We start from the raw sequence: 19,556 nt of genomic DNA on the forward strand, positions 1-19,556 counted from the left end.
CTATTGTCTGGTCAGCACGGCGATCGCATTGTAGGGCTGGCCGTCGGCCTGGCCGACCCAGGTCCAGGACAGGTTTCCCTTGAAAAACCGGACGGTGATGTCGCCACCGTCGATGCACTTGTCCTGGCCGTAGGTGATGCTCTCATGGAATTCCGCCGATGTCTCGTCCCTCGACGTCTGCGACAGCGATCCGCCGCAGCCGAGTGACGGATAATCGATCGACGCGCCGTCATCCCTGATCGTCATGGCGATCGACCAGTCGGCGCCGGCGTCCCCCGCCGGGCTCTGGTGGCCACTGCCGACCCAGGTGCCGGTCAGCGTCGGCGCCGGCGCATTCACCGCGCAAGGAACATTCTGGAAGATCGGCGTCAGTTCGCTGCCGGTCTTCTCGCAGCGATAGGTCTGGCCCTTTTGGCAGAGTTCGTCACCTTGTTTCACGCACTGCGCGCTGACCTCGCCCGCGCCGGCGAAAATCATCATGGTTGCGATGACCGTCCCAAGCCTGCCCATATCCCCTCCCACTCCAAGCCACCTATCATACGGCAATTCCAATCCGGTGTATCGGCTGGACCGTTATGGAGGACGAACAGCGCCCGGACGGCTGGCACTATGCCTCCTCTCCCGGGCCGGTAGGCTGATGGCCCGCCCCACACACGAGGAGGTCCCGATGGACCACACGACGGCAACAAAGGCTTCAAGGCCGCTGCTCACGGTCGGCGACCGCCACGTCGACCCGCATTCCTATCCCGGTGGCATCGCCTTCCTCGACGGCCAGTATCTGCCGATGTCGCAGGCCAAGGTGTCGGTGCTGGATTGGGGGTTCCTGCATTCCGACGCCACTTATGACACGGTGCATGTCTTGAACGGCCGCTTCTTCCGCCTCGACCTGCATCTCGATCGCTTCTTCGGCGGGCTGGAAAAGCTGCGCATGGCCATCCCCTTCGACAGGGATGGCGTGGCCGAGATCCTCCACAATTGCGTCGCCCTTTCGGGCCATCGCGCCGCCTATGTCGAAATGCTGTGCACGCGCGGCGCCTCGCCGACCTTCAGCCGCGATCCGCGCCAGGCAATCAACCGCTTCATGGCCTTCGCCGTGCCCTTCGGCTCGGTCGCCAATGCCGAGCAGTTGCAGCGCGGCCTGCGCGTCGCCATCAGCGACAAGGTGCGCATCCCGCCGACTTCGGTCGATCCGTCGATCAAGAACTACCACTGGCTCGATCTGGTGCGCGGCCTCTACGACGCCTATGACCGCGGTGCGGAGACCGCGCTCATCCTCGACTTCAACGGCAATGTCGCCGAAGGTCCGGGCTTCAACGTCTTCTGCGTCAAGGATGGCAAACTGTCGACGCCGGCCATCGGCGTGCTGCCTGGCATCACCCGACGCACCGTCTTCGATCTCTGCGCCGAAGACGGTCTTGTCGCCGCCGCCGCCGATGTCAGCGTTGCAGCGCTCAAGGCGGCCGACGAGGTCTTCATCACCTCGACCGCGGGCGGCATCATGCCGGTGACTGAGATCGATGGCGCTGCGATCGCCGACGGCAAGGTCGGGCCTGTTACCGGCCGGCTGATGGTGCTCTACTGGCAAAAGCACGACGATCCGGCCTGGTCGTCTCAGGTGAGTTATCCCTGATCAAAGGGCGTCTTGTTCAAAAAAAGATCCCCCTCGCCTCTGGAAAATCACGAGATAGGCCGTATATGCCCGAAAGCGGAGAAGCCTCCGCTTTTATCCAAGATTGCGCCCGCAGGGGCAAGGATTCCACATCATGACAAACAAGGTTTGGTTCATCACCGGATCGTCGAAGGGTTTTGGCCGCGTCTGGGCCGAGGCCGCATTAGCGCGCGGCGACCGCGTTGCCGCGACCGCCCGTGACGCCGGCACGCTCGCCGATCTGATCGAGAAATATGGCGACAACATTGCCGCGATCAAGCTCGACGTCACCGACAAGAAAGCCGTCGATGCCGCTGTCGCCGAGGCGCACAAGCGCTTTGGCCGGCTCGACGTCGTCATCAACAATGCCGGCTACGGCCATTTCGGCGCCATCGAAGAGGTCAGCGAGCAAGAAGCCCGCGACCAGATCGAAACCAATGTGTTCGGCGCTCTGTGGGTCACGCAGGCCGTGCTGCCGATCATGCGGGCGCAGCGGTCCGGCCACATCATCCAGATCTCGTCGATCGGCGGCGTCAACGCCTTTGCCTCGCTCGGCCTCTACCATGCCTCGAAATGGGCGCTGGAAGCCTTCAGCCAGTCGCTCAGCATCGAGGTCGCGGAATTCGGCATCCATGTCACGCTGGTCGAGCCGGGCGGCTTCTCCACCGACTGGTCCGGCGCCTCAGCCAAGGTCTCCAAGCCGATCGAAGCCTATGCGCCCGCCCGCGCCAAGATGGCCGAGCGCCGCGCCAATTCGGTCGCCGGCGATCCCGAGGCGACCGGCCCGGCGATGCTGGCCATCGTCGATGCTGCCGAGCCGCCGCTGCGCGTGTTCTTCGGCGATGGCGGCCTGCCGATGATCCGCCAGGAATACGCCAACCGCCTCGCCACCTGGGACAAATGGGACCACGTGTCCGTCATGGCGCAAGGCGCCAACAAGAACCGCAAGGGCTGAGGCTCCAGCATTTTGCTACGCCGCTCATCAGCGGCGTAGCCTTCGGTCACGATGAGAACGGGCGGCTATGCCTGATAAATCCACTGCTCCGGCACCCGCGCCGAAATCTCTTCGCCGACCCTGATCGTTCCGGGCTTCTCGACCCAGGCGACCACGCCACGCAGCCGCTTGGCCACCTTGGGAAAGAGCAGCGCGCCGGCCTCGATGTCGGCCATATCAGCATTTTCGGCGATCGATCGCCCGGCGATGCGGCATGGTCCGTTCTGGGCATCGATCTTGAGGGTCACGCCATCCTTGAAGAACAGCAGCGTGCCGGCCGGCAGCATCGACAGATGCGGCACGCCTTCGATCACCAGATTGGCGCCGATCCATTCCGGCTTGATCTCGGGAAGGCCCATCCGCCCGGCGACGATGGCCAGTTCGTCCGCGGCCACGATCGACAGCTGCCGCTCGTTGCGCATTTCGGTGCCGCGCGGATACCAGGGTTCGCGCCCGCCCGAGCGCCGCGTCGATCCGGCATGGAAATCGCCCGAAATGCCGTCGAAGCCGAGCCGCAATTCCTCCACCGGTCGCGTCTGGAAATGATCCGCCGGCGCGACAAAGAGCGCTGCGGCGCGAGCGGAAAGCTTCTTCGCCGGAATGATTTCGACCGGCTTCTCGGCTTTGGGGAAGAGATCCATGATGGCGTTCCGTCCTTGAATCATGCTCCCCGTTTTTGCTCTTCGGGCGGCAAGGCAGCAAGGGCGGTTTGGGCCATAATGCGCAACTCTTCGGCCGACGCGCCGTCCCGCGCCTGGATCGACATGCCGTTCATGACGCCGGCGATATATTTGGCGAAGCTCTCGACGGAGAAGCCTTCCGGCAGATCGCTCGCCGCTTGGCCTTTGGCCAGACGCTCCGCGATCGCCGCTTCGCTCGCCTTGCGATAGGCCTTGAGTTCATCCGCGATGGCTTGCGCCTGCGGCGAGGCCGCCAGGGCACCGCTGACAAAAAGGCATCCGCCCGGCTTGCCGGGCCTGGAATAGGCCTCCGCCGCGCCCTGCAGCAACCGCCGGATCGCCTCGCGCGTCGGTACCGGCGCGCTCAGCGCATCCAGCGCAAAGCCGATCTCCGTCTCGTGGTAGCGCGTCAGCGCCTTGCGGAACAAGGTCTCCTTGTCGGTGAAGGCGTTGTAGATCTGCGGCGGCGTCAGCCCCATCGCCTCGCGCAGCATGGCCAGCGACGTCGCCTCATAGCCGTGCTCCCAAAACAGATGCATCGCCGCATCCAGCGCCCGGTCGGGGTCGAACGCGCGGGGACGACCACCCCTAGCCTTTTCCAAATTATCCATAGTGATCGATACGAAACCTATTGACTTGCTCGTTTCACATAACGTAACAATTGATACGAAACATGGCAAGCCGGAAGACGATCTTCCGGCAAGGCCGTGCAGCCCGAGGACAAGGAGAGACCAATGCCCATCACCGTGACCGCGCCGGAAGGCGTCCTGACAGAGGCCGGAGAGCGCGAGATCCTGCCGCGCCTCAGCGCCGCCCTCATCGAAGCTTCCGGCGCCACCGGCAATGCCTTCTTCACCGCGATCGTCGGCGGCACGGTCCACATCCTGCCATTGCGCCATATCTATGCCGGCGGCGCCAACAGGCCCGTCGTGATGGTGGAGTTGAAATTGCCCAATATCGGCCTTGGCTCGATCGAGACCCGCAACGCCTTCATCACCACGGCCGCCGGAATTGTCGCCGAACTCTGCGTGCCCGGGCACAAGCCGGAAAATACCTGGATCAACATCGTCAACGCGCCTGACGGCGGCTGGGGCATCGGCGACAGGCAATTTACCGGCGACGCGCTCATCGCCGCCGCCACCGCCGCTGCGCATTGATCTGATAGGGAAGATGTGATGCGGCTCTCCCCTTCGCTCTTCTTCACCACCATTTGCGAGCCGGCACTGGCTTTCTACGAACAGTGCGGGCTTGGCCGGGGAACGATCCTGCTGCGCTGGGGCGATAACGGCATGCCGGTGCGGACCGAAACCATGCGCGGAAAAATCCTGCATGCGCGCTTCGAAGGTCCGGGCGTGCTGTTTTATGCCTCCGACAATGACGATGCGGAGCCGATGAAAGGCTCCGCCATGATGCTGGAATTCGACGAGCTGGTGTACATGCGCGCGCTTTTTGCCCGCATGGCCGCCGGCGGCCGCATCACCGTGCCGCTGGCGCGGCAATATTGGGGAACCAGCTTCGGCATGCTGGTCGACGCCTATGGCGTGCAGTGGATGTTCAGTTGCTCGGGTCAATGAAGGCGAAGGATCACGATCTTCTTACCGGAAATGGAATTGGTGCCGCATTGCCGCCGCGTCGGATCGCTTTCATGTTGGCGAGACACTGCGGAGGTTCTCATGCGACCGGCGACGGCAATCGCGCTGCTTTGGCTCGTCTGGGTGGTCACCTGGATTGCGGCCGCCATGTGGGCTGATCCGGCTAAAAAACGCGCCACCATCGGCGCGGAGGTCCGTTATCGAGTGTTCTGGCTGGCCGGCACCGTCCTGCTGTTCGTCCCGGCGCACGGCTATGAGGGCAGGTTGAGATTGTGGACACCAAGCCTCGCCGAGGCCTGGGCTTGCATTGCCCTGATCGCCATCGGCCTCATCTTCTCGTGGTGGGCGCGTATTCATCTGGGCAGGCTGTGGTCGGCCTCGGTCACTGCCAAGGCAGACCACCGCGTGGTCGATACCGGTCCATACGGCCTCGTCCGCCACCCGATCTACACAGGATTGCTGCTGGCGCTCCTCGCCACCATGCTCGCGAAAGGCACTGTGTGGGGCATTGCAGGTGTCGCACTGCTCACCATCGGCATCGTCATGAAGGCAAAACTCGAGGAGCGCTTCTTGCGCGGCGAACTTGGCCCCGCCTATGACGACTACGCGCGGCGGGTGCCGATGCTGGTTCCCTTTACGCCGGCCTGACACGCCAAGGTGCGGCGAACGCCCGCTCAGCTCGATTTCCCCGCCCCGCTGCCTTGCCGAAAATGGTCGACGGCACCGTCGATTTGAACCCAATCATGCTTCGACTGTTCGAAGATCGACCGGACGGGCGGCGGATAGTTCGGGTTGGCAAGCGCACCAACCGCGACACCGATCAGCGATGGCAGCCTGTCGGCTTTCCAATAGACCGTCGAGCCGCAGGCGGGACAGAAGTGGTTGTGCACCTTGCCGCCGCTCGTGGTATCGCGCGTGAATTCTTTCGCGGTTCCAGAGATCGCGACAGCGTCAGCCGGATAAAAGGCGCCGACGCCGAAGGGCGCGCCGGTTCGGCGCTGGCAATCGAGACAGTGGCAGGCGACAACCAGTTTTGATGGTCCTGTCAGCATCAGCGTAAGGGCACCGCAGCTACACCGGGCATCGACCATTGGAACTCTCCTTTCTGAAACGGGATCGCGTTGATTCAAGCCGCCCCCGACACGGGCGTGTCGAGGGTCGGTCCAGGCTGAACGGGAATGTAGGACGGGCGCGCAGCGGCCCGGCTGAGGACGAAAGTCCGAATGGCCCTTTCGGGCCAGCGTCACCGCGACATTGCTTAGAGCATCCGGATGAGCGCGCCGCCTATCGAATACCCCGCGCCAAAGGCGCAGATCAAGCCGAAATCACCGGGCTTCATGTCGGCATGGTTCTCCGACAGCGCGACGATGGCGCCGGCGCCCGCCGTGTTGCCCAGCCGCTCCAGCACCATCGGCGCGCGATCGTGATCGACATCGTGGCCGAACGACAGCTTCAGGATCATCGCATTCATGCGCGCATTGGCCTGATGCAGCCAGAAGCGCCGGATCGCCTGCGGCGTCAGCCCATGCTCTGCCAGGAACTCGACGATGAATTTCTGGCCGGCGACGGTGACTTCCTTGAACACCTTGTTGCCGACCTGTTTGATCAGGTTGCCTTCCAGATTGATCATGTAGGGATCATCCTGGGCGGTGCGGGTGTGGTAGCCGAGATTGGTGCGGATGTTGTTCGACATCTGCGTCCACAGCCGCGTATCCAGCACCTCGAAACGCCCCGGCCGCTTGTCGCCCTGGGCAAGCCCCTCAACCACCATCGACACCGAAGCGTCGCCGAAGATGAAATGCGTCTGCCGGTCGCGGAAATTGAGATGGCCGGTGATGATTTCCGGCGTGGTCACCAGGATGCGCTTGTGCGCGCCAGAGCGCACCAGATTGACCGCCATGTGCAGGGCGGCCGCCGCGGACGAACAGCCGAGCCCCATGTCGAAACCGGCGCCGGTGGTGCCGAGCGCCTCCTGCATTTCGATGGCGATCGCCGGATAGGGCCGCTGGTGGTGCGAGGCCGAGCAGATGATCAGGTCGATCTGGGACGGCTCAACGCCGGCATGGTCGAGCGCCTTCCTGGCCGAGGCAATGCCGAACTCGGCCTCCAGCGACAGCGCATCGTCGGGCCGCGCGGGAATGCGCGGCGTCATGCGGGTCGGGTCGAGAATGCCTTCGCGCTCGATGACATGACGGGATTTCACGCCCGAGGCATGGACGATGAAGTCGCTATCGGATTTCTGCAGCAGCGCTTCGCCTGTGCCCTGACGGCGCGCATTTTCCGTGTCGACCCAGCTGTTGAAGCTCTCGACCAGTTCTTCATTCGTGATGACAGCTTCAGGAATTTCAGCGCCAATGCCGCTGATGATGACGCGATGCATGTTTCAGTCCGTCCCATCCGCAGGCGTTGCGGCTTCATGTGGGCGCCGAAACGCTTCGGCGCAACACTTTTCTCATCCGGCCGGTTTACGCCGGCTTAAACTAAGGATTCGGGCCGGCTTGAACCAGGATTTCACCAGGCGCACAGCTTGGTGTTTGTCTGCGGGTTGTTCCAGCAGGCGCCGTCGTCACGGCTGCGCACGAACTGCCCCGCCAGCGGCACGTTGCGGCGGCCGAGATTGACATAGCCATAGGCAAAGCCCGGCCCGTCGATCTCCAGCACATAGGTCGGGTAACCCGGCGCCGAGATCCGGAAACTGCCGGCATCATCGATGGCGCGGTAGCTGCACGGGAAATACCCATCATCCGTGGTGAAGCAGCGCGCCCGCTTGGCTTGCGCCGAAACCGAGAACGCCAGAAGTGCCGCCGCGCAAACGCCGCCGCCATAGAGCAACCTTTTCAAACTCATCATTTCCCCCTGCCACGCGGCCATCATGGCCCCACGCGATGAATTGGGCATGACGGCGAAACCGGGTCAAGCCACGGCAATCGGCTGCAGGCGAAGTGGATAATTCTTTCCTAGCCGTCCCGCTTGGCGACAATGAAGATACGCGGGAAGCGCAGCAGCACCTTGCCGTTCGCCATTCTGGGATAGGCCTTTTTGACCTTGGCCGTGTAATTGTCCAGGAACATCTTGCGCTCGTCGGCGTCCAGCGGATCGAGGAAGGGCTTCAGCCCGGTCGACTTCACCCATTCGACGATCGCCTCGGCGTCGGCCAGAGGATGGTTGTAGGCCGTATGCCAGATATCCAGTCGATCGGAGAGCGGCGACAGCAGGTCATAATAGAACGACACAGGCGGCAACGGTCCGCGCGCCGCACCCTTCAGCTTATCGGCGAAGGGCATTTCGGCGGCGGTTTCCCGCATCATCTGATGCGAGGGCTCAAGCAGGTTGTCCGGCATCTGGACGGCCAGCGCGCCACCAGGCGCCAGAAAGCCCATCAGCCGCTGGAACACCGCCGGATGCGTGGGCAGCCACTGGAACACCGCGTTGGCGAAGATCACATTGACCGGTTCGGCCGGCTGCCATGTCGCCGCGTCCGCCAGGTCGAAGCTGACATTGGGCAGGCGCGCCCTCGCCTTCTCGATCATGTCGGGCGAGGTGTCGAAGCCTATCACCTGCGCATCCGGCCAGCGCTCGACCAGAAGCTCGGTCGAATTGCCAGGCCCGCAGCCTATGTCGACGACCCGGCGCGGGAAGTCGACCGGCACTTGCGCGACAAGGTCACGGGCCGGCCGCGTGCGCTCATCCTCGAATTTCAGATATTGGGCGGCGGACCAGTCAGCCATTTGAACTCCTCATGTGGCTTTGAGAATTCACCGCCCTAACAATCCCCTACCGCGTCAGCCGCTTGTGCGTCATGCGGTGCGGGGCCGCCGCCTCGGCGCCCAGGCGCCGCAGCTTGTCCTTCTCATATTCCTCGAAATTGCCTTCGAACCACTCGACATGCGCGTCGCCTTCGAAGGCCAGCATGTGCGTCGCCATACGGTCGAGGAACATGCGGTCGTGGCTGATGATGACGGCGCAGCCGGCATAGGCTTCGAGCGCGTCTTCCAGCGCTCCCAGCGTTTCGGTGTCGAGGTCGTTGGTCGGTTCGTCGAGCAGCAGGACATTGCCGCCGTTCTTCAGCATCTTGGCCAGGTGCACGCGGTTGCGCTGGCCGCCGGAGAGGTTGCCGACTTTCTGCTGCTGGTCGCCGCCGCGGAAGTTGAAGGACGAGCAATAGGCGCGGCTGTTGATCTCGTGCTTGCCGAGCTTGATGATTTCGGCGCCGCCGGAGATTTCTTCCCACACGGTCTTGTTCCCATCCAGTGCGTCGCGGCTCTGGTCGACATAGCCGAGCTTGACCGTCTCGCCGATGCGCACGGTGCCCGCATCCGGCTTTTCCTGGCCGGTGAAGGTCTTGAACAGCGTCGTCTTGCCGGCGCCGTTGGGGCCGATAACGCCGACGATGCCGCCCGGCGGCAGCCGGAACGACAGGTTCTCGATCAGAAGCTCGTCGCCAAAACCCTTGTTGAGGCCTTCGACCTCGATGACGACGTTGCCGAGGCGCTCGCTCGAGGGAATAACGATCTGTGTGTCGGTCGGCTTGCGGTTCTGCGACTGCTCGACCAGTTCCTCATAGGCCTTGATACGCGCCTTGGACTTGGTCTGGCGCGCCTTCGGCGAGGACTGGATCCATTCACGCTCGCGCCAGATCGACTTCTGACGAGCGTCGTCCTCGCGGCCTTCCTGGATCAGGCGCTTGGCCTTGGCGTCGAGATATCTGGTGTAGTTGCCCTCATAGGGAATGCCGCGGCCACGGTCGAGCTCGAGGATCCAGCCGGTGACATTGTCGAGGAAGTAACGGTCGTGGGTGATGATCAGCACCGAGCCGGGATAGTCGCGCAGGTGCTTTTCCAGCCACGCCGTGGTCTCGGCGTCGAGATGGTTGGTCGGTTCGTCGAGCAGCAACAGGTCGGGCTGTTCCAGAAGCAACCGGCAGAGCGCCACGCGGCGACGCTCGCCGCCCGACAGGTTGGTCACTTCGGAATCGGCCGGCGGGCACTGCAGCGCGTCCATCGCCATCTCGACCTGCTGGTCGAGATCCCACAGGTTGAGCCGGTCCATCTCGTCCTGCAACTTGGCGGACTCGTCGGCCGTCTCGTCGGAATAGTTCATCATCAGTTCGTTGTAGCGCTCGATGATGGCGGTCTTCCTGCCGACGCCGTCCATGACGTTTTCACGCACGGTCTTTGAGTTGTCGAGATGCGGCTCCTGCGCCAGGTAGCCGACGGTGGCACCCTCGGCCAGCCACGCCTCGCCCTGGAACTCCTTGTCGAGCCCGGCCATGATGCGCAGGATGGTCGACTTACCCGAGCCGTTGGGCCCGAGAATGCCGATCTTGGCGTCCGGATAGAAGGACAGGTGAACGTTATCGAGCACCTTCTTGGTGCCGTAGGCCTTCGACAGGCCGGACATGTGATAGATGAACTGGCGTGCCACGCGCGCTTTCCCTGAAAAACTGACTGAATTGTCGAATTGAATGGAGGTTGGCCGCTATGTAGGCGATGCGGCGGCGAACGGCAATCGCTTTTGCCAGATCAAGCCGATCACACGGACACGTGTGCGCTGACCGCCAAAGTTTTCCCACGGCCACGAGGCGCGCTGAAATGTCCGGTTAACCCTTCCGCGTCACAACAGGATCGGGGTGGAATCGCTGGCTGGCCGCGATTCCTGTAGAGAAAGCGGATCGACGGCAGTGCTGAACAGTTTCCTGCTCCTTGCCGAAGCGGTCGTCTACTTCAGCGTCATGGTGACGCTTTTTCGCTTCAGGAAGCGCATTGGTCTCGGCGTCTTCGTCTGCGCACTCGGCGTCATGCATTTCCTGGAAACCTATCTCGCCAGCGTCTTTTATGTCGCGCTGCCGTTCGGCCTGGTCTCGCCGGGCTCGGCAGTGCTGTTTTCGGGCAAGCTGGTGATGCTGCTCCTGCTCTACATCAAGGAGGACGCCGCCACCGTGCGCCAGCCCATCTATGGCCTGCTGCTCGGCAATGCGTTGATGATCGGGCTGGTGCTGCTCCTGCGCCTGCATGCCATCGCGCCGCTCCCCGACGGCAAGCTGCCCGATATCGGCTTCATCGACGAGATGGGCTGGCTGATGGTGTGGGGCACGACGCTCCTGTTCATCGACGCCATCCTGATCATCCTGCTCTATGAAAGACTTGGACGCACCCTGCGCAAGGCGCAGTTCGCGCGCATTCTGATCTGCGTCGCCTGCGTGCTGACCTTCGACCAGGCGGGCTTCTTCACCGCGCTGCATTTCGTCGCCGGCGCGCCGATTGCCGTCTTCTTCGGCGGCTGGTTCGCCAAGATGGCGGCGGCGCTTGCCTTCAGCGGTATGCTCGTGGCCTACCTCAGATGGTTCGAGGCCCGCGACATTGCGCTGCCGCGCGGGCTGACCGACATTTTCGAAACGCTGACCTATCGCGAGCGCTATGAAGCGCTGGTCGAGCATGTCGGCCGCGACGGCCTGACCGGCCTGCTGCATCGCGGCCGCTTCGACGCCGACGGTGAAGCCGCCGTCGAGGTCAGCCTGCGCACGGCGAGGCCCCTCAGCCTGCTGATCGTCGATGTCGACCATTTCAAGTCGATCAACGACCGTTTCGGCCATGCCGAAGGCGACAAGGTGCTGAAAGCGGTAGCAAGCCTGCTCCGCGAAGTGGCGAGCGCCGAAGACCAGGTGTTCCGCATCGGCGGCGAGGAGTTCGCCATCCTCAGTTCGCGCCCGCATCCGGTCGCCAGGCTGTTTGGCGAAAGCATCCGCTACGCCGTCAAGGCATCGCCCGTGGCCAGCCGCTTCGAGCTGACCGTCAGCGCCGGCGTTTCAACCGTCAGCGAAACGACGCGCTGTCTTGCCGATCTGTTCGCGCTTGCCGACCAGCGCCTCTACAAGGCGAAGTCCACCGGACGCGACCGCGTCGTCGGCGAGCCGGGCGGCCATGAGCCGGACGCCGCCATCGCCTGGACCAGGTCGGCGCAGTTCTGATCTAGAGCTAGGTGTGTCCTTACTGGAACCCGATCGCGTCGACGGTGCCTATCGGGCAACCGGCCTTGTTGGTCGGCACGGAAGCCAGCAGCAGGTCCTTAAGCGAAGCGTTCGGGCTGATCGGGCCGGCAAGGCCGAGCGTCAATTCGCCGATCAGCCGCCGGCCATTTGAGGGATCGATGACGCAGGACACCCGCACGCGATCCCCTGCCCCGGCACCGAAGGCCTGGTCGAAGGCGCCACGGATCTGGTCCGCCGTCAGCTTGCCGCCAATGGTCTTGGCGAAGAGCTCGCGCACCGGCGAGGCGTTTACTTGTCGCATCAGGCCGAGCGCGTCGGAGAAGTATTCCTGCTGGCTCTTGCCGTAGCAGGTGCCGTGCTTGATCCATTCATGCCGTTCCAGCTGGGAGGCCGTGCCCGGCATCACCTGATCGAGCTCCTTGCGGGTGCCGGCGTCCAGATTGACCGGCGGCAGATCCTTCCAGTGAACGGGATTGTCGTTGGCCTTGTCGCTGGCCGCCACCTGGCAATAGGAATTGCCGTTCGGCTGCGGCCACAGCCCATGCAAGGTGAAGTTGGTGGCGTCGAACTCATTCGGGTTCTGCGCCCTGCATTCGGTTTTACTCGACTTGGTCTCGCAGAAAGCCGGCTGCCAGCTCAGCGCGAAGACATATTCGGGTCTCCCCGATGGGGCGGCCTTGCCTTGTCCGCCAGGTGCCGCAGGCACCGTCGAGGCACTGCTGCCCGAGACATGGCCGCAAGTGACCTTCACCCAGCGGCGCTCCGGATCGGCGCCCGGCACCAGGATCAGATAATGCGTCGGCGCGTCCTTGTTGCCGGCCAGCAGCTGGTAGCTCTTTCCGGCATCGGTCGAGACGTTGCCGGGGTTCTTGCCGTTCTTGATGGCTTGCGTTGCCGGACAGGCCGCATCGGCAACGAAGGTGCCGCTCATCTTGACTTCGGCATGCGCAGCATTGGCCAGCGATACCGCCAGCATGGCCAATCCGAAAACGACACCAATGCGCATGAGAGATCCCCGGCTGAGAAGTGGGCGACAGACTGAAGCTGTCTCCATGTCAGAATTGCGATATTTTGCTGGTCGAACGCAAGAAACATCGTCGCGCAAAAGCATTTGCTGTGGATTGACGCGTAACCGGCGCCGGCGCAAGAAAAGCCAACAACGATAAAACGAGGGGGGAGAGCGGGCGGCCATGCCTTTCAATCAGCAACGCATGGTCCACTCACCGACCGGCGCCGATCTCAATCTCTTCGTCAGGCAGGCTGAAGACAAACCGCGTGCGGTCGTCCAGATCAACCATGGCCTGGCCGAGCACGCCGCGCGCTATGCCCGTTTTGCCGATTTCCTCTCCGCGCGCGGCTTCCACCTCTATGTCCATGACCATCGCGGTCACGGCGCGACCAAGGCGCCTGACGCACCGCTCGGCAAATTCGCCGACGAGGATGGACCGGCCAAGGTGATCGCCGATGTCGACGCCATCCATGACCTCATCGCCAGCGAATGCCCAGGCCTCCCGGTCATCCTCTTCGGTCATTCGATGGGCGCGTCGGTGGCGCTGAACTACCTTTTGGGCCACTCGCCGCGCATCCATGCCGCCGCGATCTGGAACGGCAATTTTTCGCAAGGGCGGCTTGGGCAGGTGGCGCTCGGCATCCTGGCCTGGGAACGGATGCGGCTGGGCTCCGATGTCCCGTCCCGCCTGCTGCCGAAACTCACCTTTCAGGCCTGGGGCAAGGCGGTGCCCGATCACCGCACGCCGTTCGACTGGCTGTCGCGCGACGAGGCCGAGGTGGCGAAATACATCGCCGATCCGCTGTGCGGCTGGGATGCCTCCGTGTCGATGTGGCGCGACGTGGTCTCGATGGCGCTCAACGGCGGCAAGGATGCCGGCTTTGCCGGCGTCCGGCGCGACCTTCCCGTCGCCATCATCGGCGGCGAGAAAGACCCCGCCTCGGACTATGCCAAGGGCATCACCCACCTTGCCAATCGCATGCGCGGGATGGGCTTTTCGAATCTCGTTTCAAAGGTTTACGCCGACACCCGCCACGAAGGCCTGAACGAGGTGAACCGCGATATCATCATGAACGATTTCGCCACCTGGGCTGACAGCGTGCTGAAATAGCGACCTGAATCCTTTTCGAACCGGCCCGTTGGCCTATTGCAAGGGCCGTGACAGCCGATGCCGGGCTTGATAGAGGCTCTGCTTTCGCGGCAATCATGGTGATTGCGGCAATCACGGTGATTTATGGCCGAACCACCCCTGAAAGGCGTCCGCGTCGTCGAACTCGCCCGCATCCTCGCCGGGCCATGGGCCGGGCAATTGCTTGCCGATCTCGGCGCCGACGTCATCAAGGTCGAAAGTCCCGATGGCGGCGACGACACCCGCAAATGGGGCCCGCCCTTCGTCATGAGCCATGACGGCGAGAACCTGTCGGCCGCCTATTACCATTCCTGCAACCGCGGCAAGCGTTCCATCGCTATCGATTTCTCGACGCCGGAGGGCGCCGAGACCCTGCGCCGGCTGGTCGCCACGTCGGACGTGCTGATCGAGAATTTCAAGCTCGGCGGCCTGAAGAAATACGGGCTTGATTACGACAGCCTGCGCAAGATCAACCCGCGCCTCGTCTATTGCTCGATCACCGGCTTCGGCCAGGACGGGCCCTATGCGCCGCGCGCCGGCTACGACTTCATCATCCAGGCCATGGCCGGCATGATGTCGATCACCGGCGAGGTCGGCCGCGAGCCGCAAAAGGCCGGCGTCGCCATCTCGGACATCTTCACCGGGCTCTATTCCGTCATCGCCATACAGGCCGCGTTGCGGCATGCCGAACAAACCGGCGAGGGCCAGCATATCGACATGGCGCTGTTCGACACGCAGATCTCGGCGCTCGGCAACCAGAACCTCAACTATCTCGTCTCCGGCAAGTCGCCGGTGCAGATGGGCAATGCGCATATGAACATCGCGCCTTACGAGGTGGTGCCGGTCCGGGACGGCCACATCATCCTGGCGGTCGGCAATGACGGCCAGTTCGCCAAATTCTGCGCCGCCGTCGGGCTGGATGAATTGTCGACGAATCCCGACTTCGCCACCAATCCGGCCCGGGTCACCAACCGGGTGAAGCTGCGCGAACGCATCGTCGAGGCGCTGAGCACGCTCGATCGCGACCCGCTGCTGGCAAAGCTTGAAGCGGCAAGCGTGCCGGCCAGCCCGATCAACACGATCGGCCAGATGTTTGCTGATCCGCAGGCGATCGCGCGCGGCATGCGGCTCGACCTCAACGACGGCCATGGCAATCTTCTGCCCTCGGTGCGCGCGCCGATGGTGATGTCGGGCACGCCGCTGGTCTATGAGCGCCCCTCGCCGCGCCTGGGCGAACACACCGACGAAATCCTTGCCGAACTGGAGAGATCAGCGAAATGAAGACCGGTGGACAACTGATCGTCGAGGCGCTGGAAGCAAACGGCACCGACCGCATCTTCTGCGTGCCGGGCGAATCCTATCTGGCGGTGCTCGACGCGCTGCACGATTCATCGATCCGCACCATCGTGTGCCGCCAGGAAGGCGGTGCTGCCATGATGGCCGACTGCCAGGGCCGGCTGACCGGTAAGCCCGGCATCTGCTTCGTCACCCGCGGCCCCGGCGCCACCAACGCCTCCGCCGGCATCCACATCGCCATGCAGGATTCGGTGCCGCTCATCCTGTTCATCGGCCAGGTGGCCAGCCACGCCAAGGAGCGCGAGGCGTTCCAGGAGGTGGACTACAAGAGGTTCTTCGGCGACATCGCCAAATGGGTGGTCGAGATCGACGACGCCTCGCGCATCCCCGAATTCGTCACCCGCGCCTTCGCGGTCGCGACATCGGGACGGCCTGGCCCGGTCGTCATCTCGCTGCCCGAAGACATGCTGACCAGCGAGGTCCAGGCTCCGGAAGCGCTTCCCCACACGCCGGTCGAGACCTATCCCGGCGGGGCCGAACTCGATGCGCTGGAAATGCTGCTCAACGGCGCCAAGCGACCATTCGTCATCCTCGGCGGCACACGCTGGAATGAGGAAGCCGTCGCGCGCATGCGCACCATATCGGAGACATGGTCGCTTCCCGTCGGCTGCTCTTTCCGCCGCCAGATGCTCTTCGACCATCTTCACGCGAACTACGCCGGCGACGTTGGCATCGGCATCAACCCCAAGCTGGCGGCGCAGGTCAAGGCGGCCGATGTCGTGCTGTTGATCGGCGGGCGCATGGGCGAGATGCCCTCTTCCGACTACACGCTGCTGAAAAGCCCCTACCCCGACCAGGCGCTGGTGCATGTCCACGCCGACGCCGGCGAGCTCGGCCGCGTCTACCGGCCGACGCTGGCAATCAACGCCTCGCCCGCCGCCTTCGTCGAGGCCTTTGCCAAGCGCAAGCCGGCCGGCACACCATCCTGGGCAGCCGAGACGGCGAAAGCGCATAGCGCCTATCTCGAATGGTCGACGCCGCCGCAGACGGGTCCGGGCGACGTGCAGATGGGCCCGATCATGAACTATCTGGAACAGGAGCTGCCGCACGACGCCATCTTCGCCAACGGCGCCGGCAACTACGCCACCTGGGTGCACCGCTTCCACCGCTTCCGCCGTTTCGGCACGCAGGCGGCGCCGACCTCCGGGTCGATGGGCTACGGCACCCCGGCTGCCGTCGCCGCCAAGGCCCTTTATCCGGATCGCACCGTGATCGCCTTTGCCGGCGACGGCTGCTTCCTGATGAATGGCCAGGAGTTCGCCACCGCCGTGCAATATGACCTGCCCATTATCGTGATCGTCGTCAACAACGGCATTTACGGCACCATCCGCATGCATCAGGAACGCGAATATCCCGGCCGCGTCGTTGCCACCGATCTCAGGAATCCCGACTTCGCGTCGCTGGCACGCGCCTATGGCGGCCATGGCGAGACGGTCGAGAAGACGGCCGACTTCGCGCCGGCCTTCGAGCGAGCGCGGGCCAGCGGCAAGCCGGCCATCGTCGAAATCAGGCTCGACCCCGAAGCGATCACGCCAACCCGCACGATGACGCAGATCCGCGACAAGGCGTGATCCAAACAAAAAGGGGCGGTCGCCCGCCCCTTTTTTAAGCGGTTTCCGTTATTTCGCCGCCTCGATCTGGCCGCGGATCTCGCCGTCCTTGTTGGCGGCGGTATGGACATTGACATAATAATTGCCGGCCGCCAGGTCGGCGGCCTGCGCATCCGTCAGCGTTGCCGACCCCTTGATCGGGCTCTTGAGCTTGCCTTTGAACGGGATCACCGGAGCGGCATTCGCACCCATCGCCGCCGGGCCGTGAATATGCGCTGCCGTCGCCGGTCCGCTGAGGCCGGAATATTTGACGTTCCAGCTGAGTTTCTTCTTGGTGGTGTCGAAGGTGAGCGTGGCGGTGCCTTTGCCCTTGGTGGTGACGGGCGGGTTCTGCTGGCCGCCATCGAGCGTTGCCTTGTACTTCACCACCTCGGCCATTGCTGGCGAAGCGAGCAGGAAGGCGGTCGAAACGGCAAGGGCCGAAAGCACCGGCAGGAAAGAATATGTGCGCATGAAAAACCTCCGATTGGCTGTCGCATGGGTCACGGTCCCCCGACGCGCGCATGCTTCAACGCAACGGCTGGAGCGCGCAATGTTTCCCCGCACACGTTTTTGTTACCAGGAAAAGCAAAGGGGACGATCGCTCGCCCCTTTGTAGTTTCCAAAGAGCAAGCTTCAGGCCGACGCCAGCGCCTGCGTCAGGTCCGCGATCAGATCGTCCGGATGCTCGACACCGATCGACAGCCTGACCGTGGTCTCCAGCACCCCGATGCGCTGGCGCACGTCGAATGGAATGCCGGAATGGGTCATGGCCGCCGGATGGCTGGCGAGCAACTCGGTGCCGCCGAGACTTACCGCCAGCTTGAAGATCTGCAGGGCGTTGAGAAATGCGAAAGCCGCCTTCTCTCCGCGTTTGATGTCGAAGGAGAATGTCGAGCCGGCGCCGCTGCATTGCCTCACATAGGCGCGCCCCGCCGGCGTACCCTCGCCCAGGAACGGCAGATAATGCACCTTCTCGACCTTGGCATGATCGCGCAGGAATTCGGCGACCAGGCGCGCATTGTCGTTGGCCCGCTCCATGCGGATCGACAGCGTCTCCAGCGAACGGCCGAGCATCCAGCAGGAATGCGGGTCGAGCTGCGTGCCGATCGCGCCGCGCAGCGCCTTGATCGGCTTGGTGACGGCCTTGCTGCCCATGGCCGCGCCCGCGATGAGGTCGGAATGGCCCCCGACATATTTGGTCAGCGAATAGACGGAGACATCGGCGCCGTGCTCGATCGGCCGCTGGAACACCGGGCCGAGCAGCGTGTTGTCGCAGACGATGATCGGTGTTGACCCTTGGCCCGCACCAATCTCATCAGCGATCGTCCGCATCAGCGCGATATCGACCAGGCTGTTGGTCGGATTGGACGGCGTCTCGATCAGGATGACGGAAACGCGCCCCTTCGCCACCGCGGCATCGGCGGCTGCCCGAACCGCCTTCTCGTCGACACCGTCGGCGAAGCCGACAGCGCCGATGCCGAAGCCGGACAGCGTGCGCGTCAGCAGCGTCTCGGTGCCGCCATAGAGCGGCTGCGAATGCAGGATGACGTCGCCCGGACGGGCATAGGCCAGCAGTGTCGTCGCGATCGCCGACATGCCGGACGAAAACAGGATGCAGGCGTCCGTGCCCTCATAGATCGCCAGCCGGTCCTCGACGATCTCGCTGTTGGGATGGTTGAAGCGCGAATAGACGAGACCCGATGCCGTGCCGCTCGGCGGTTCCTTGCGGCCGGACGTGTAGTCGAAGAAGTCGCGCCCCTCTTCCGCCGATTTGAACACGAAGGTCGAGGTCAGGAACACTGGCGGCTTGACCGCGCCTTCCGACAGCTGCGGATCGAAGCCATAGCTCAGCATCAGCGTCTCCGGATGGAGCTTGTGGTTGCCGATATGGGTTTTCGACGGGCGTGGCGCGGTCATGGCTTTTCCTGCTTTTTTGAGAGATATCCCGCCGCAATTTATGCGATCTAGATCGGCCAGTCCTTGCTATTTTCGGCCGTACATGGCTGCTTGCCGGCAAGAAATGCCCCGGAGTGATAAAAAATGCAGCAGAAGATAGCCGACGATTTTGACCTCAGGATTCTGCGCGAACTGCGTGATGACGCCCGCATCACCAACAACGAGCTCGCCGAGCGCATCGGCCTGTCGCCGTCACCTTGTCTCAGGCGCGTGCGGCGGCTGGAGGAGACGGGTGTGATCAAGGGTTACACCACGCTGGTCGATCCCGCCGCCTTCGGCTGGAGCATGGTCGCCATCGCCACAATCCGGCTCAGCCGGCAGAACGAGGACGAGATCGTCATGTTCGAGGACGCGATCCGCGGCTGGGAAGAGGTGCTGGAGTGCCACCTCGTCACCGGTTCGCGCGACTATGTGCTGAAAGTGGTGACCGGAAGCCTCGAACAATACGAGCGCTTCATCAAGGAGAAGATCGCACGGCTGAAATGCGTCGCCTCGATCGAGACCAGCTTCGTCATGAACACCATAAAGGAACGGCGCCTCTGACATCTGGCCAGGGGCGCCGCTCCATCTTGTCGTTTGAGAATGATCTTTTCGGGATCACGCTCCGGTAGG

At 63.5% G+C, this 19,556-nt stretch carries 21 protein-coding genes; 10 read left to right on the top strand and 11 right to left on the bottom strand.

Features of this window, described 5'->3' with window-relative positions:
* The gene (locus tag ACLGL5_RS27905) at nt 1-510 is read right to left on the bottom strand and encodes a hypothetical protein (RefSeq protein WP_069092493.1); all 510 of its coding nucleotides are present in this window, start codon (nt 508-510) and stop codon (nt 1-3) included.
* 157 nt (nt 511-667) lie between these two features.
* Between ACLGL5_RS27905 and ACLGL5_RS27910 the strand changes: the two genes are divergently transcribed.
* Together ACLGL5_RS27910 and ACLGL5_RS27915 are read left to right on the top strand one after the other, a co-directional pair.
* The gene (locus ACLGL5_RS27910) at nt 668-1,630 is read left to right on the top strand and encodes a D-amino acid aminotransferase (RefSeq protein ID WP_069092494.1); all 963 of its coding nucleotides are present in this window, start codon (nt 668-670) and stop codon (nt 1,628-1,630) included.
* Between the two features lie 133 nt (nt 1,631-1,763).
* The gene (locus tag ACLGL5_RS27915) at nt 1,764-2,603 is read left to right on the top strand and encodes an SDR family oxidoreductase (RefSeq protein ID WP_494372806.1); all 840 of its coding nucleotides are present in this window, start codon (nt 1,764-1,766) and stop codon (nt 2,601-2,603) included.
* A 65-nt stretch (nt 2,604-2,668) separates the two neighbouring features.
* On the opposite strand, the gene ACLGL5_RS27920 is transcribed toward ACLGL5_RS27915, so the two are convergent.
* Together ACLGL5_RS27920 and ACLGL5_RS27925 are read right to left on the bottom strand one after the other, a co-directional pair.
* Nucleotides 2,669-3,307 (bottom strand): MOSC domain-containing protein, encoded by a 639-nt coding sequence (locus ACLGL5_RS27920; protein WP_069092495.1) that lies wholly within the window; start codon nt 3,305-3,307, stop codon nt 2,669-2,671.
* Nucleotides 3,304-3,933, bottom strand: coding sequence for a TetR/AcrR family transcriptional regulator (locus ACLGL5_RS27925; RefSeq protein WP_069092496.1), 630 nt, complete (start codon nt 3,931-3,933; stop codon nt 3,304-3,306). Before ACLGL5_RS27925 ends, ACLGL5_RS27920 begins: the two co-directional genes overlap by 4 nt.
* 123 nt (nt 3,934-4,056) lie before the next feature.
* Here ACLGL5_RS27925 and ACLGL5_RS27930 point away from each other — a divergent pair, with 123 nt between their 5' ends.
* The 3 genes from ACLGL5_RS27930 to ACLGL5_RS27940 all read left to right on the top strand — a co-directional run bounded on the left by ACLGL5_RS27930 (nt 4,057) and on the right by ACLGL5_RS27940 (nt 5,562).
* Nucleotides 4,057-4,479 (top strand): hypothetical protein, encoded by a 423-nt coding sequence (locus ACLGL5_RS27930; RefSeq protein ID WP_020628922.1) that lies wholly within the window; start codon nt 4,057-4,059, stop codon nt 4,477-4,479.
* A gap of 18 nt (nt 4,480-4,497) precedes the next feature.
* Nucleotides 4,498-4,896: a VOC family protein gene (locus tag ACLGL5_RS27935; protein ID WP_019859131.1), complete on the top strand. Its 399-nt coding sequence runs from the start codon at nt 4,498-4,500 to the stop codon at nt 4,894-4,896.
* 99 nt (nt 4,897-4,995) lie between these two features.
* Complete coding sequence (locus ACLGL5_RS27940; RefSeq protein ID WP_038647767.1) at nt 4,996-5,562, top strand: methyltransferase family protein; 567 nt, start codon at nt 4,996-4,998, stop codon at nt 5,560-5,562.
* Nucleotides 5,563-5,588: 26 nt separating this feature from the next.
* Here the strand turns inward: ACLGL5_RS27940 and ACLGL5_RS27945 are convergent, their stop codons facing one another.
* The 5 genes from ACLGL5_RS27945 to ettA form a co-directional block, all read right to left on the bottom strand.
* On the bottom strand, nt 5,589-6,005 hold the full coding sequence (locus ACLGL5_RS27945) for a GFA family protein (protein WP_038647769.1): 417 nt from the start codon (nt 6,003-6,005) through the stop codon (nt 5,589-5,591).
* Nucleotides 6,006-6,172: 167 nt separating this feature from the next.
* Complete coding sequence (locus ACLGL5_RS27950) at nt 6,173-7,294, bottom strand: beta-ketoacyl-ACP synthase III (RefSeq protein ID WP_032930845.1); 1,122 nt, start codon at nt 7,292-7,294, stop codon at nt 6,173-6,175.
* Nucleotides 7,295-7,425: 131 nt separating this feature from the next.
* On the bottom strand, nt 7,426-7,761 hold the full coding sequence (locus ACLGL5_RS27955) for a hypothetical protein (protein WP_069092497.1): 336 nt from the start codon (nt 7,759-7,761) through the stop codon (nt 7,426-7,428).
* A gap of 110 nt (nt 7,762-7,871) precedes the next feature.
* Nucleotides 7,872-8,642 (bottom strand): trans-aconitate 2-methyltransferase, encoded by a 771-nt coding sequence (tam, locus tag ACLGL5_RS27960; RefSeq protein ID WP_038647773.1) that lies wholly within the window; start codon nt 8,640-8,642, stop codon nt 7,872-7,874.
* Nucleotides 8,643-8,688: 46 nt separating this feature from the next.
* On the bottom strand, nt 8,689-10,338 hold the full coding sequence (ettA, locus tag ACLGL5_RS27965; protein ID WP_019859140.1) for an energy-dependent translational throttle protein EttA: 1,650 nt from the start codon (nt 10,336-10,338) through the stop codon (nt 8,689-8,691).
* A 256-nt stretch (nt 10,339-10,594) separates the two neighbouring features.
* On the opposite strand from ettA, the gene ACLGL5_RS27970 reads away from it, so the two are divergent.
* Entirely contained in the window at nt 10,595-11,881 is a 1,287-nt protein-coding gene (locus tag ACLGL5_RS27970; RefSeq protein ID WP_083246790.1) for a GGDEF domain-containing protein, read from the top strand.
* Nucleotides 11,882-11,900: 19 nt separating this feature from the next.
* On the opposite strand, the gene ACLGL5_RS27975 is transcribed toward ACLGL5_RS27970, so the two are convergent.
* Nucleotides 11,901-12,908, bottom strand: coding sequence for a ribonuclease T2 family protein (locus ACLGL5_RS27975; RefSeq protein WP_069092498.1), 1,008 nt, complete (start codon nt 12,906-12,908; stop codon nt 11,901-11,903).
* A 184-nt stretch (nt 12,909-13,092) separates the two neighbouring features.
* Here ACLGL5_RS27975 and ACLGL5_RS27980 point away from each other — a divergent pair, with 184 nt between their 5' ends.
* The 3 genes from ACLGL5_RS27980 to ACLGL5_RS27990 all read left to right on the top strand — a co-directional run bounded on the left by ACLGL5_RS27980 (nt 13,093) and on the right by ACLGL5_RS27990 (nt 16,967).
* Nucleotides 13,093-14,022 (top strand): alpha/beta fold hydrolase, encoded by a 930-nt coding sequence (locus ACLGL5_RS27980; protein WP_069092499.1) that lies wholly within the window; start codon nt 13,093-13,095, stop codon nt 14,020-14,022.
* Nucleotides 14,023-14,145: 123 nt separating this feature from the next.
* Nucleotides 14,146-15,321 carry a CaiB/BaiF CoA transferase family protein gene (locus ACLGL5_RS27985; protein WP_069092500.1) on the top strand — a complete coding sequence of 392 codons (1,176 nt, stop codon included), beginning with the start codon at nt 14,146-14,148 and terminating at the stop codon, nt 15,319-15,321.
* Nucleotides 15,318-16,967: a thiamine pyrophosphate-binding protein gene (locus ACLGL5_RS27990; RefSeq protein ID WP_069092501.1), complete on the top strand. Its 1,650-nt coding sequence runs from the start codon at nt 15,318-15,320 to the stop codon at nt 16,965-16,967. The genes ACLGL5_RS27985 and ACLGL5_RS27990 overlap by 4 nt, the downstream gene beginning before the upstream one ends.
* 48 nt (nt 16,968-17,015) lie before the next feature.
* Here the strand turns inward: ACLGL5_RS27990 and ACLGL5_RS27995 are convergent, their stop codons facing one another.
* Entirely contained in the window at nt 17,016-17,459 is a 444-nt protein-coding gene (locus ACLGL5_RS27995; protein ID WP_019859149.1) for a CHRD domain-containing protein, read from the bottom strand.
* Nucleotides 17,460-17,621: 162 nt separating this feature from the next.
* Nucleotides 17,622-18,905 (bottom strand): cystathionine gamma-synthase family protein, encoded by a 1,284-nt coding sequence (locus ACLGL5_RS28000; RefSeq protein ID WP_494372807.1) that lies wholly within the window; start codon nt 18,903-18,905, stop codon nt 17,622-17,624.
* A gap of 123 nt (nt 18,906-19,028) precedes the next feature.
* Between ACLGL5_RS28000 and ACLGL5_RS28005 the strand changes: the two genes are divergently transcribed.
* On the top strand, nt 19,029-19,487 hold the full coding sequence (locus ACLGL5_RS28005; protein ID WP_019859151.1) for an Lrp/AsnC family transcriptional regulator: 459 nt from the start codon (nt 19,029-19,031) through the stop codon (nt 19,485-19,487).
* Nucleotides 19,488-19,556 lie beyond the last annotated feature (69 nt).

The sequence above is a fragment of the Mesorhizobium sp. U510 genome, assembly GCF_059180695.1.

Bases quoted from the DNA above. Each gene is read 5' to 3' on its own strand.
- ACLGL5_RS27930 (WP_020628922.1), top strand. From the start codon at position 4,057: ATGCCCATCACCGTGACCGCGCCGGAAGGCGTCCTGACAGAGGCCGGA.
- ACLGL5_RS27980 (WP_069092499.1), top strand. From the start codon at position 13,093: ATGCCTTTCAATCAGCAACGCATGGTCCACTCACCGACCGGCGCCGAT.
- tam (WP_038647773.1), bottom strand. From the start codon at position 8,642: ATGGCTGACTGGTCCGCCGCCCAATATCTGAAATTCGAGGATGAGCGC.
- ACLGL5_RS27950 (WP_032930845.1), bottom strand. From the start codon at position 7,294: ATGCATCGCGTCATCATCAGCGGCATTGGCGCTGAAATTCCTGAAGCT.
- ACLGL5_RS27990 (WP_069092501.1), top strand. From the start codon at position 15,318: ATGAAGACCGGTGGACAACTGATCGTCGAGGCGCTGGAAGCAAACGGC.
- ACLGL5_RS27905 (WP_069092493.1), bottom strand. From the start codon at position 510: ATGGGCAGGCTTGGGACGGTCATCGCAACCATGATGATTTTCGCCGGC.
- ACLGL5_RS27940 (WP_038647767.1), top strand. From the start codon at position 4,996: ATGCGACCGGCGACGGCAATCGCGCTGCTTTGGCTCGTCTGGGTGGTC.
- ACLGL5_RS28000 (WP_494372807.1), bottom strand. From the start codon at position 18,905: ATGACCGCGCCACGCCCGTCGAAAACCCATATCGGCAACCACAAGCTC.
- ACLGL5_RS27910 (WP_069092494.1), top strand. From the start codon at position 668: ATGGACCACACGACGGCAACAAAGGCTTCAAGGCCGCTGCTCACGGTC.
- ACLGL5_RS27995 (WP_019859149.1), bottom strand. From the start codon at position 17,459: ATGCGCACATATTCTTTCCTGCCGGTGCTTTCGGCCCTTGCCGTTTCG.
- ACLGL5_RS27955 (WP_069092497.1), bottom strand. From the start codon at position 7,761: ATGAGTTTGAAAAGGTTGCTCTATGGCGGCGGCGTTTGCGCGGCGGCA.
- ACLGL5_RS27920 (WP_069092495.1), bottom strand. From the start codon at position 3,307: ATGATTCAAGGACGGAACGCCATCATGGATCTCTTCCCCAAAGCCGAG.
- ACLGL5_RS27975 (WP_069092498.1), bottom strand. From the start codon at position 12,908: ATGCGCATTGGTGTCGTTTTCGGATTGGCCATGCTGGCGGTATCGCTG.
- ACLGL5_RS27985 (WP_069092500.1), top strand. From the start codon at position 14,146: ATGGCCGAACCACCCCTGAAAGGCGTCCGCGTCGTCGAACTCGCCCGC.
- ACLGL5_RS27915 (WP_494372806.1), top strand. From the start codon at position 1,764: ATGACAAACAAGGTTTGGTTCATCACCGGATCGTCGAAGGGTTTTGGC.
- ACLGL5_RS28005 (WP_019859151.1), top strand. From the start codon at position 19,029: ATGCAGCAGAAGATAGCCGACGATTTTGACCTCAGGATTCTGCGCGAA.
- ACLGL5_RS27925 (WP_069092496.1), bottom strand. From the start codon at position 3,933: ATGGATAATTTGGAAAAGGCTAGGGGTGGTCGTCCCCGCGCGTTCGAC.
- ACLGL5_RS27935 (WP_019859131.1), top strand. From the start codon at position 4,498: ATGCGGCTCTCCCCTTCGCTCTTCTTCACCACCATTTGCGAGCCGGCA.
- ACLGL5_RS27945 (WP_038647769.1), bottom strand. From the start codon at position 6,005: ATGGTCGATGCCCGGTGTAGCTGCGGTGCCCTTACGCTGATGCTGACA.